Annotated in this window: 8 protein-coding genes; 2 read left to right on the top strand and 6 right to left on the bottom strand. The window is 30.0% G+C overall.

Going from position 1 to position 13,383, the window contains the following annotated elements:
• The first annotated feature begins 33 nt into the window (after positions 1-33).
• Both N5D90_RS04795 and N5D90_RS04800 read left to right on the top strand, forming a co-directional pair.
• A complete protein-coding gene (locus N5D90_RS04795; protein WP_038330785.1) occupies positions 34-2,400 on the top strand; it encodes a hypothetical protein in 2,367 nt (788 codons plus the stop codon).
• Between the two features lie 129 nt (positions 2,401-2,529).
• Positions 2,530-4,893, top strand: coding sequence for a TonB-dependent receptor domain-containing protein (locus N5D90_RS04800; protein WP_280061753.1), 2,364 nt, complete (start codon positions 2,530-2,532; stop codon positions 4,891-4,893).
• Positions 4,894-4,936: 43 nt separating this feature from the next.
• Here the strand turns inward: N5D90_RS04800 and N5D90_RS04805 are convergent, their stop codons facing one another.
• The 6 genes from N5D90_RS04805 to N5D90_RS04830 form a co-directional block, all read right to left on the bottom strand.
• Positions 4,937-8,320, bottom strand: a complete 3,384-nt coding sequence (locus tag N5D90_RS04805; RefSeq protein ID WP_280061754.1) for a hypothetical protein — start codon at positions 8,318-8,320, stop codon at positions 4,937-4,939.
• 93 nt (positions 8,321-8,413) lie between these two features.
• Complete coding sequence (locus N5D90_RS04810) at positions 8,414-10,045, bottom strand: glycosyltransferase family 39 protein (protein ID WP_280061755.1); 1,632 nt, start codon at positions 10,043-10,045, stop codon at positions 8,414-8,416.
• The gene (locus N5D90_RS04815; RefSeq protein WP_180905754.1) at positions 10,029-10,664 is read right to left on the bottom strand and encodes a lipid-A-disaccharide synthase N-terminal domain-containing protein; all 636 of its coding nucleotides are present in this window, start codon (positions 10,662-10,664) and stop codon (positions 10,029-10,031) included. Before N5D90_RS04815 ends, N5D90_RS04810 begins: the two co-directional genes overlap by 17 nt.
• A complete protein-coding gene (locus N5D90_RS04820; protein ID WP_280050629.1) occupies positions 10,664-11,377 on the bottom strand; it encodes a glycosyltransferase family 2 protein in 714 nt (237 codons plus the stop codon). Before N5D90_RS04820 ends, N5D90_RS04815 begins: the two co-directional genes overlap by 1 nt.
• Before the next feature lie 124 nt (positions 11,378-11,501).
• A complete protein-coding gene (locus N5D90_RS04825) occupies positions 11,502-12,551 on the bottom strand; it encodes a glycosyltransferase family 9 protein (RefSeq protein ID WP_280061756.1) in 1,050 nt (349 codons plus the stop codon).
• Between the two features lie 124 nt (positions 12,552-12,675).
• Complete coding sequence (locus N5D90_RS04830) at positions 12,676-13,380, bottom strand: SDR family oxidoreductase (RefSeq protein ID WP_038330800.1); 705 nt, start codon at positions 13,378-13,380, stop codon at positions 12,676-12,678.
• Positions 13,381-13,383: the final 3 nt, after the last annotated feature.

A 13,383-nucleotide genomic window follows, 5' to 3' on the forward strand; every position in this document is an offset into this window, starting at 1 on the left:
TGTTATCTTAACAAAACCAAATAATTAATATAAATGAAATTCTATTTTCTCATTATCATTTCGATATTTTCATTATTTACAAAAGCACAAACCAAACTTGATTTAGCTATTAAAAATCTTGAAGAAAATTATGCGCAAGAAAAGGTTTATATCTTATTCAATAAAGAGGATTATATCGCTGGAGAAAATATTTGGTTTAAGGCATTTGTATTTGATGGATACAAAAAAAGTAATATTTCGACTAATCTTTTTGTCGAATTATATGACAAGAATAAAACTTTAATTGATAAAAAACTACTGCCAATAATTAGTGGTCAAAGTGATGGAAGCTTTACTCTTAAGGATGATTTAGAAGAAAATGTCTATTACATAAGAGCTTATACAACTTATATGACTTATTTTTCTGAAGATTTTCAATACATAAAACCGCTTTTAATTTACAATCCCAAGTCTAAATTAAAATTAGTTAAAAATAATGATCTAAAATGGAATGCTTCTGTTTATCCTGAAGGTGGAACATTTATAGAAAATCAGACAACTAAATTTGCTGTGAGACTTAAATCTATTGGAGATTTACCAGAAAAATGGAATGGTTTTGTTTTCGAAAAAAATAATCCTTCAACCAAAATAATTAAATTCAATAATCTTGATGAAAATATTGCTGCGTTTTATTTACGTGCAGAACCAAATAAAACTTACCAATTACAAGTAAATGATGAAAAAGGAAATCAACAAATTATTGATTTGCCAATTGCTAAAAAAGATGGTATTTCATTTAAAGTAATTAATGAAGGAAATGAAATTGGTTATCAACTAAAAAGTATAGGAATTACCCAACAATTATTAGGGTATAAAGTTATAGGTACAATTAATAATACTATTGTATATTCAGTAAAATTCACCAAGAATATTCAAACTATTTCTCAAAAAATTCCACATACAAGCTTTAGTAAAAATAGCGGAATTTTACAACTTTACGTTTTTGATGCTAATGATAATATGGTAGCTCAACGATTAGCCTTTATTAACCATAATAAAACATTATTAAAACCTAACCTCAATTTTGATACTAATAACGAAGCAAGAACAATAAATACTATTACATTAAAATCTGAAACTCCTCAAATTTTAGCAGCTGTTATCAATGATAAAACTAGTCATAGTAATAATTTTATTTCCTCTCTTTGGCTAACCGAAGATATTATAAATCCTATCTACAATCCAAATCAATATTTTCAGGAAAAGAATAATCAAGAAGCATTAGATGTTTTATTAATTTCAGAAGAATGGAAAAGATACAATTGGCAAGACCTTATGAATAATTCTAAAAAAATACCAAACACTAATTCGAGTTCATATTTATCATATAAAGGAAAAGCTTATTTAAATGGTCAAGATTTAAAAAATTCAGACTTAAACCTTTTCATAGAATATCCTGGTTCAGAAAAATTTTTAATTCCTACCTCAACAGATTCTAACGGAAATTTCGAATTGAAGAATTTTATTTCGTATGATAACTTTAATGTTTATTATTATTTAAATAATCAATCTCAAAAAGCTAAAAAACAAGAAGATAAGATTATTTTATCAGTTCTACCTTTATATAATCATATAAAATTTAACTCTAATTTTCCTACAACTGATTATATTTTAACAGAAATAAAATCAAATGAAAATCTTACTGAAGAGAAAACACAAACAGAACAAATCAAAATAAATAAAATTATAAATGACAAAAGTATTCGTCTAAAAGAAGCTATTGTAAAAGCTCAAATTGTTTCGAAAACGGAAAAAATGAACAATGAATTAAGTAGCTCAATGTTCAAAAGTATTAATGAAACGGTTATTGATTTTGTGAATGATAATCAAAATGCTAATGCTTCCAATAATATTTTTGATTTTTTAGCTGGAAGAGTACCCGGATTAACTACTACTCTAAAACAAGGTGTTATAACACCAATGATTCGAAACGGAAATGCAACCGTTTATTTAGATGAAATGCGACTTTCTAACGAAACTCTTAGCGGTATTAATATAAATGATATTGCAATGGTAAAAATTTTCAAAGGCGCTGGTTTACTTGGAAATGCAATTGCTATCTATACTAGAAGAGGTAATATGGGAGATAGTTCTTCCTCAAAATCCCTTAATGTTTTGTCTGTAAAAGGTTATGATAAAACTACATCTTTTTTAAGTAATGACGATTACGAAACTTTATATAAAGATATTTCTAATGATAATAGAAAAACTCTTTACTGGAATCCAAATTTAATCTCAGAACCAAATAAAGAAACGATTATCGAATATTTCAACAACGATAAACCAAAAGATTATCAATTAACCATAATTGGTTTCGACGAAAAAGGAAATCCTGTTTATTATGAAGGAAAAATAAATTAAACAAAAAACCTCGAGAGATTCTCGAGGTTTTTTGTTTTAATCAAATTCGTCGATAATATAATAGGGTTTGTCGATTTTAAAGTTCAAAAAGAATCGATTTGGAGAATATTTGTTTAAAATTAATTCAACATGAAAACATTTATTCAACTTATCATTTTATTTAGCTCAAGTTTTCTATTTGCTCAAAATTATACTTTAACAGGCGAAGTTATGGAGCAAAACAAAGCGCTTCCTTATGTTGATATAACCTTATCTAATCAAGATACAATCATCAATTTAACAACAGATGAACTTGGAAAGTTCGCTATTGAAGCAAAGAAAAATACGTACAAATTTGAAATCAACTATTTTGAAGAAATTGTTTTTCAGAAAGATATTCAATTGAATAATTCTATCGATTTAGGAAAGATTGAAATTAAAACATCTACAAACTTGAGAGAAGTTGTCGTTGGAGCGGAAAAGAAAATCATGGAGCGAAAAATCGATCGTTTTGTTTTCAATGTAGAAAATTCTACTTCAGCTGCTGGCGGAACTGCAATGGATGTTTTGCGCGTCACTCCTGGTTTGAATGTAACAAATGACAATATTGCGGTTTCTGGAAAAAATTCTGTAATGGTTTTGATTGATGATAAACCAACTTATATGTCGCAAACGGATTTGATTAATTATCTAGAAAGTATGAGCGCTTCTGATATTTCAAAAATTGAAGTCATTACGACTCCCCCTGCAAAATACGAGGCAGAAGGAAATAGTGGAATTGTAAATATTGTAACAAAAAAAATAAAAAATAATAGCTGGAATTCCACTGTTGGCGCATCATATACGCGAAGTAAAAGAAACACAGAACGCTACAATGCAGCTTACAATTTACAAAAAGATAAATGGACAATTCAGACTTCGTTGAATGCTGGAGATAGAAGATTTCTAAGAACATGGAACAACGAATTATTTTTCTCTGACGCGCGCAGACATAACATTTCTTACACAGATTATATCAACAAATATCTTGGAGGACGATTCTCTGTTGATTATAAATTAACCGATAAATGGACAATTGGCTCTAAATTTTCGTTCAACAATTCGAAATATAATTCAGAAAATCCACAAGAAATGTTTTTCAAGAATTTAGCGAACGAAGTTTATCAAACAAATAAAGGAAATTCATTCGAAAATGGTAAAACAAATCAATCTTTGGTCAATCTTTATTCAGAATTTACACTTGATTCATTAGGTAAAAAAATTTCGTTTGATGCCGATTACGCCAATTATTCATCTCCAATGAATAGAACTTATGCAACCAATTCTTACAAAAATAATCAGTTAATAGAAGATTCTTTTTTTGGTGGAAAAAGTAATTTAAACAATCGAATTGAGAATTTTTCTTCAAAAATTGATGTAGAACTTCCTTTAACAAATTTCAATTGGAGTTTTGGTGCTAAATTTTCGCAATCAAAATCAAATAATTTGGTTGAAGCATATAAAGCAGACGAAAATTACAACTATACATTTGATGAAAATTTGTCGAATCTTTTCAAATACAAAGAAAATAACGAAGCAATTTATTTGAACGGAAGTAAAAAGTTTGGAGAAAAATGGCAGATGCAAGCTGGTTTGAGATTAGAAGCAACGCAAACAGAAGGTTTTTCGAGAGAAAATAATCAAACGAACAAAACAGATTATATCAAACTGTTTCCGTCATTTTATTTGTTGCATACTTTTGATAAAAGCAAAAGTTTAGGAATTAATTATTCGCGTCGCATCAATCGTCCAAATTACGAAAGTTTAAATCCTTTTCGAATGATACAAAACGAATATGTTTACAACGAAGGAAATCCTTTCTTGAAACCAGCTTTTACACACAATTTAGAACTTACTTTTACTTACAAAAAGTTTGATACGCGACTTTATTATTCAAGTTTGAGAGATGGTGTCAATCAAGCTTCAATCATTGATGAGAACACAAAACATAATACTTTTGTTTGGATGAATTTTGTAGATTCGGATAGCTTTGGTTTGAGCCAAAATATGACAATTAATCCTACAAAATGGTGGTCAAGCGTTACTACTTTTGAAGTTTCATATTCGAGCTCAAATGTCGCAATTTCTTCTAAGCGATTCAAAGGTTGGTCGAGTTCATTATTTTCGACAAATGATTTTACACTTAATCAACAAAAAACAATGTTTATTAACTTGATTTATTTTCAAAATTTTGGAGAAACTTTCCAAAATTATAAACTAAAACCTTATGCACATTTCAATCTTTCGTTCAAATATTTGATGTTAGATAAAAAATTAGAATTGAGTTTGAATGCAACAGATATTTTCAAAGCGCAAGAATATTTATCGCAAAATAATAATGGAATCGTACAAACTTTTGCAAATGTGTGGGATTCGCAAAGCATAAGAATTGGATTGAATTATAAATTCGGAAGTAATAAATTATCGGTAAAAAATCGCGAAACTGGAAATCAGGATGAAGTAAATAGAATGTAGAAAAATAATAAAAGACGATTTTATAAAATCGTCTTTTATTATTTTAAAACCTAGCCTGCACTTGTACACTTCCCGTATGTATTGGTTTATTTTCTTCAGTTTTTCGTCCATCATACGAAATATTCAATTGCAAAAAACTTGTGATTTGTCGTTGAATTTGTAACTGCCAAACAAAATTATTTCCAGCGCGCAAACCTTCCATTATTTGATTTCCAACAACAGATTCTTGGTTTCCGATAAATTTATTGTTAATAAAACTAAAACTTCCCAACATACTCATTTTATCCGAACTATTCCATTGAATTTCTGTTCCCAAATCCGACTGATTTAAATGCTCTTCACCCGAAACATTCTTCTTATTTTGATAATTATAAAACAATGACGCAACAAGATTTTTTTCTGTTTGATAAGTAATTTTTGGTGATAAACGAAGATTATTTAACTTATATCGTCTACTCAAAAATAATTCTGAATCGCTGTTAATCACCATATATTCGGTATCGAAACTTGCGATTAAATCTTGCAAAATCTTATAACGCGTTTGCAACAAATAACTGTCCGAATCACGATATTCAGAACCTGTATAAACATAGGTTTGGGATTGTTGTTGATTGTAAATAAAATTCGACGACCATTTATATTGTGTTCCTTGATTAAAGAAAATCGATGAACGAATACTTCTTGTTTTGCCTAAAATTTGAGCAGAATTGGTAAAAGGATTCCATTCTAACGTCGTTCCTTCCTTGCGCAACGAATTACTTGCCGAGATATTTTGCTGAAACATCCAACGATTCCAAAATTCATTTTCGGTATTGAAAACTTGTTTTGGACGAAAACGAAACGTAAAATTAAATTGATTTTTATTCGTTTTCAAATACTCAATTGTATTCGTATACACACGAATATAATTTGCCTGATCGATAAATTCTGCCACTTCAAACTCATCAATTTGCTCAATTCCATCACCGTTATAATCCGTCCATTTGTAAATTCCCATTCCATCCGAAACTTTTACGTACTGAAATTCACGCTGCGGTTCTACGCCGCTTCCCACTTCATAATCTACATTTAATTGCAAACCTTGATTGAAAAAAGCTTTGTACCACTTCACGCTTCCTGTCATAAAATCTTCGTTCGGCGCATCTAAAAATTGATAATTAACTCGTCGATAATGGAAATTTAAACTTAATTGATGATTTTGTTTTTGGATTAAAGTTGAATTAAAAATAGCGCCTTTACTTTGTTGAATATTTTGCCAAGTTCCTAAACGAACCGAATCGTCTTGACGTTGATAAACCGTCAAATCAATTTTATGACCTATCGAATCTGCAAAACCTCCTTTCAATTGAAATTCATTCCATTTAAAACTCAAATCTGATTTTTGATTTTTTGTCAAATCATCCATGTCATTATTTTCGCCCCAAACTCTTGCTCCAACCCAAAATTTATTTCCAATTTTTCGTTTTCCATCCACCATATAACGCGCGAAATTGGTATTTTGAAACGTTGCTTTTGTTGACAAAATATTTGCTTGCGCAACAATTTCATCTTTTTCAGTTTTGTAATTCGCATCAAGTTGATTTCTCAAACCTTTGTACAAACCAGTATTTTCAAGATAATCGAATTTATATTGCGCAGTAAATTTTTCTTTCCAAGATGAATTAATTTTCGCTGTGATAAAACTCTGATTAACACCACTTAATTCTTGATCTAAATTAAAATCTCGTGCAAATTCAACAGCTCGTAAACGCTCGGCACTTTTATAATTTTTGTTGATAAAATTCCATTCTGCATAAGGTGTAATTTTCCAATTTTTGAAAGAAAATGTTTTTTCACCATAAACACGAGTTGCTAAACCAGAATTGTTTTGATCATCAATCGAAGAAAATAAATTTTGATCATAATTACTCAAACCTAAATTAAAACCAACATTTCCATTATTTTTCAATTGATATTGACCATTCAACGTATAAATTTGCAATTTTTTAGGTGAAATTAATTGCTTTATTGGTTCATAATCACCTTGTAAAACGCCAGCAATTGCTTCGTTATATTGAAAGACTTTCCCGTTCTGATTCGCATTTATTTGTCGATAATTTCCTTGATTAGCTCCAACATACGTGAAAGCCACTTGATACAATTCATCGTTTGGATCCGTCGAATATTCAAAAATATCTAAACCATTTTGATTTACTTTTCGATACAAAATTTTATTCGAATCATAGGTCGTTTTCTCAGCAGAAACTGTGTACATTTTATCAGGATCATTTCCTGCATTTGCCAAAATTTGCTTTTCAGCATCTGTCAAATCATTTCCAAGCGAATTATTTTTCGAATCTCCTTGAGAAAAGAAAAAACCTGACAATTTTAATCGTTCCGATTCGTATTCAGCGCCTCCATAAAGTAAAACTTGTGAATAATTTCGAGAATTGTACAAATACTCCACATTAATGCGCGTATTTGCGGTAATCAATCGATTTGAAGTAAAAGAAATTTCGCCCGTATTGTAATTAATCACATAATCATTTTGCTCTCCTCGCTCCAACAAAACGCCATCAATATATACTTTTTCACTTCCCGAAATAATAATCACATACAATTCGTTATTTTTTCCAGAAAGCCTGTAAGGACCTTGATTTCCGTCTTGTCCAACAAAATTAACGCGCATAAATTCTCCTCGTGTAATACTTCCCGAAGAAAAAATATTGGTCGAGGATTTTTCGCCTTTCAACTGAGTTGATAATTGTAATCCTGTTACTTTTTGATTAAATGGATTGAAAAAATCTCTTTCTTGATTTGTATTAATATCAATATGACCAGCTCGAATTTTCGAATTTTTACTCGCTAATTCAATATAAACTTTGTCAAATTCTTGCAAATTTTGTGTGTAACCATCCGATTCTATTGGCACATTATTATCTGCTATCGCCGCATTTACCGTAATATCATCTGATAATTTTCCTGACAATTCTAAATCCAACGAAGATTGCACAGACGCACTTTGATTATTTCCAAAACGAATTCCACGAACCATCGAACCTTTGCTATTCAAACCATCAAAAACATCTTTGTTCGCTTGTTTTGAATTAGGTTCTATTTGATGAAAAATATCAACTGGTTTCGCATCGTTGACAATAATGTTCGGATTTTTAGCATAAAAAATAGATTCGGCTAATTTTGGATTAACAAAATACTGAATTTTCACCATTTGTTTGGCAATTGATGAATTAAAATAAACTTCGTTTCGTTCGAAATTTATCGTATAAAATTCTTTTGAAATTGGATCTCCTGTTGAATCTAAAATTTGAAATTTTTCGGATAAAATTCCTTTATTTTTCAGCTTTATCGTATCAGAAAGTTGAACAGAATCTTGTTTAAAATTAGGATTTTTCCACCCAAAATGTTGAGCAAAAACAAAACTGTTCACTAACCAAAAACATAGAAAAAATAGAATCCGAAACTGCAAAAGATTTTATTAGAATAACGAAAATTTAAGCTAAAAATTTTACTCGAAATTTAATCACTTTTTTTGAATCAAATAATAGTTTCTTTGAATACGATCGTTATAATTTTTTTGATCTTTTGAAGAATGATTCAAATCGACCACACCAATTTTTTTGATTGAATAATTATTAAAATGATTAGCAAAAAAAGTAGAATCTGACGGACTAGCTAACATTCCAAACTTCTCTTCTTTCGGGAAAATAGTTTTCTTTCCATCGTTAATTGCATGAATTGAAGTCCCATAATCCAACACTATTTCTGGAACAAAACTTTGCCATTCGTATGTTTTAATTTGATTTTGTTGTTCTAATTTCTTTAGATTTTTAGCAGAAGCATACAACTCTTCAGAAAAAGTTAATTTAGAAAGTGGAAATCCAAATGCTACAACCGAGCACATCAATAAAATAGTTGAGTAAAATATCTGTTCAAATGATTTTATCTTCAATCCTTTAAAAATTGAGATTCCTAAAATTAATCCAACAACAGCAAAAGGAATCGACCAAATTAAAAATTCTGACAAACGATCTTTTGTATAAATAAAAACACCAACTGAAATCGCAATTCCTATTATTCCGTATAAACCAAACGTAAAATTGGTAAAATATCGTTCGGTTTTATTTGATAAATTTTTGAATTCTAATCGTAAATATTCGATGTAAAAGCCAATATTCATCGCTAATGGAATTAAAACTGGTAATAAATATCTTGATTTTTTTTCTGGAATTACAGATAATAAAACCACCGATAAAATTGTCCATAACCAAGCAAATTGATAAGCTTTTTTGTTTGCAACTTTATTTTTTAGATAAGGATAAATCAAGCTAACCAAAGCTGGAATTGTCCATAAACCCGATTGCGTAAAGAAACTCCAATAATAATAAATTGGGCGAGTGTTGTAACTGTGCCAATTGTTTACTTCTTTTTGAGAAGCTGCTAAAAAATGTTCTGCATCAAAGTATTTGACATACATCATCCATGCAAATCCTACAACGCAACCTAATATTATCGTTAAAATTGTGATTCCTAAATTTCTTCCTAATTTGTATCTATAAACAATAAAATAAGCAATTAAAAACGGTAAAAATAACGCATACAACGAAACTGGACCTTTGCTCATTATCGAACATCCTAACAAGAAAAATGCAGCAATAAAGTTGAAAAAATTAAATTTTGATGATTGAAATTCTTTCACTAAAAACAATATCGCTCCCATCACAAAACTATGCGTGTACATGTCCCAATTGTTGTCTCTTCCAGAGAAAAACACGTAAAATGAAGTAATTAAAACCAATGAAGAATTAACAACTTGTTGTTTTGTTAAATCGAAATGCGTTAATGTTTTATAGAACCAAACGACCAATAAAATGGTAATTAGAACAACTGGAATGCGTAACCAAAAAAAGTTTTCGAAACCAAAAACACTTCCAAAAGCAGCGGTAATCCAAGTTGGTAAAGGTGGCTTTTCATAGCGAGGCAAGCCGTTAAGCGTAGTAAAAATCCAGTTTCCATCGTGTACCATTTCTCGCGCCGAAATAATGTTTCGAGCTTCCATAATGTTCGTTTGTAAAACGCCAAGATTGACAAACAACATCAAAATTGTTACGATGATTAAAAATAAAACTGAATTTTGCTTAATCCACTGAACCATTTTTTTCTTTTCGTTTGATTAATATATTTCGAGCATAAACGATAAATCCCATAAAATGACCAACAAATAAGACGGGATCTTTTCGAATAATCGCGTAAGTTAAAATCAACAATGATCCTGTTAAACTAATGGCCCAAAATCCCATTGGTAATTGCGATTCGTGTTTTCGTTCGGAATAAATCCATTGATAGACGAAACGAAATGTGAAAAGTACCTGAGATACGACTCCTAAAGATAAAAGCCACATCGGAATTTTTTCGTTTTTGAATAATAAATCTACATCAAAAATTCCGTTATTGAAACCATATAAAACAATTAATGCAGGAAAAATATACAAGAAAATGCGTACTATTTTCGGAAATTCTTTCCAATGATTTTGAAGTTGAATATTTCTTATATAGATATAATACGTCAATGTTTGTCCCAACATAATCGAAAAATCATGACGTAAATAACCATATAAAAATAGCAAAACAGAGGCAAACAAGCTAACTTCCCAAAATAATTTTGGTGTAAGAACTTTCTTATTCTTTTCGGAAACAATCCATTGTAAAATAAGACGACTCGAAAAAAGTGCTTGTGCAAGAAAACCAATACTGATGATAACCCAATTTGGCATTACGCTCTTTCTTGAATTTTATAATTGATGTATTTTTTCTTCATCCAAACAAATGCAAAACAATCCATTAACGGTCCTAATAAACGGTTCCATAAATTGAATTTTGATTCGCCTGCAATACGAGGAAAATGCTTGACAGGAACTTGAGTAACCGTTCCATTTTGTAATAAAATCATAGCTGGTAAAAAACGGTGCAATCCTTTGAACATCGGAATTTTTTTCGCTTTTTCAGCATCTATAACTTTTAATGGACAACCCGTATCATCCATTCCATCATTGGTAAATGCTCTACGAATAGAATTGGCAATTTTAGATGACATGTTTTTCACGAAAGAATCTTTGCGATCTGCACGAACTCCAGTCACCAAATCATATTGATCTGCTAACGCTAATAATTTATTGAAATCTTCTGGATCAGTCTGTAAATCAGCATCGATATAACCAACCCATTTTGATTCCACTGTATCAAAACCAGCTTTTATAGCAGCAGATAAACCATAGTTTTTGTCAAAAGAAATATAATGAAAAGCTTGATTTCTATTACAAATCTCTTTGATAAGAGCCAAACTTTTGTCTTTAGAACCATCATTAATCAATAAAATTTCAGTCTGTTTTATTGACTTTGACAGATATTGATTCATTGTTTCTTCCAATCTTATCAAGTTATCTTCCTCATTATAAATTGGGATGATAATTGTAAACTCTGTTGACATTTTTAAATTATTTCAGAGGACAAAGCTATGAAATAATCAAACGAAATTAAAATATTTTTGTTGAAGCTAATTTATTTCATATCAAACCAATACAAACTTTATTTAATGATAAAAAACAGCTTTTTTAAACCAATAATTTATCCATTTCTTGAATAAGAATACCCTTATCTTCATTATTAATCAAGACTACAGCATTCCCGTTTCCATAAGGTTTATAACGCTCTAAGAAGCTTTGATCTTTAAACAAACCAATTGTTTTTGTAGGCGCTGCACAACTCAAATGCATCATACCAGAATCGGCTGCAATCACAAATTCACAACTTTTCATCACGGCTGCAATTTCTCTCACATCTTTACTGTAATAAGTAGGCAATCTATGATTTAGCATCGAAATATTTTCGACAGGTAAAATTTCAATTAAATTATATTCTTGCGAATATTTTGGATGAAATAAATTGTAAAATTCTGTCCACCATTCTTCATCATAACATTTTGCACCAGTTGCATACGTAAAAAATGCAAGTGTTTTCTTTGAAGGATCTTGAATCAATTCATTTAACATTTCTATTCCTTTTGTAGACTCTTGCTCTGTTAACTGAATATTTAGAGTTGGAATATTTAGAGTTTCTTCTTGATTTTTAAATAATTCTAAATATTTTCTGAATTGATGAACTGGATATTGTGCTTGATGAATATGAATTTCTTGATTCAAATTCATTTCAAATTCATTTCCGAAAATTTTATATTTAGAATTCGCAAAAGAAGTTGAAAGTCGTCCTGAAGATGAATTTTTATCAACATTAATCACTAAATCGTAATCCTTTTTCTTGATTTTTAGCCAAACTTTAGCGTATTGAATCAATTCTTTGAAAGGTTTTTTAGGTAATTCTATAATTTGATCAACTTGAGGATAGTTCTCAAAAATAATCGGAGCGACCTTTCCTTTTACAAATAAGTCAATTTTAACATCTGGATTATATCGGATAATTTCCTGAATCAAAGGTGTAATCAATAGAATATTCCCCAGACGCTGATTGGGTCTGTTTATCAGCACTCTATTAAGTTCAAGAGGTTTTTCTTTGTCTACTTTTGGTAAATTACCATCACCTATTCCTCCTGTTAATCGACGCATAATTGTACGACGAAAATGATTGACTGATTTTTTAAAACTCATTAAAAAGGATTCATTAAAAAAATACCTTTATTGTATTTCTTATTTTTCCACGAAACTATGTAAACTATTGGTAATTACGAAATATTTTCTTCATAAAAAAAGATCTCTTATCGAGATCTTTAAATTATTTTGTTTTCGTAGGACGAACTTCTATTTTACTTGGCAAAACATTTGGATTCATTTTCAATAAATCAACGACCATTTGTCCTAAATCTTCGGGCTGAATTTTCCATCCATCCTCAGAATTTGGCACATGATCATTAAAATTTGAAGTCACAGAACCAGGCATAATCGTTGTACATTTGATATCATAATTTCTCAAATCTAACATCGCAGCCTGCGTAAAACCAACAACGCCAAATTTCGAAGCATTGTAACCAGCTCCATTCGCAAAGAAATTTGTTCCAGCCAAAGAAGCAATCGAAATATAATATCCTTTCGAAACTTTTAATGCTTCAACTGAAGCTTTTATCGTATGAAAAACTCCCGTCAAATTTGTATCAATCATCGCATTCCAATCTTCTAAAGAAAGTTCATCAACTGGAGCAAACTTCCCTAAACCAGCATTTGCAATGACAATATCCAAACGTCCAAACGCAGAAATAATCTGCTCAATTGCATTTTGTTCATCTTCGAAATGTCTCACATCCGACTGAATTGCCAACACATTTTGATTTCCTAAATAGTGACGCGCTTTTTCAACATCATCAATATTTCGTCCAGAAATTGCTACTTTTAAACCATTTTCTACCAATGATTTTGCAATTCCTAATCCAATTCCTTTTGTTCCGCCCGTTATATAAGCTACTTTACCTTCTATATTTTGCATAAT

This window comes from Empedobacter sp. GD03797 (assembly GCF_029842105.1).
Taxonomy (GTDB): domain Bacteria; phylum Bacteroidota; class Bacteroidia; order Flavobacteriales; family Weeksellaceae; genus Empedobacter; species Empedobacter falsenii_C.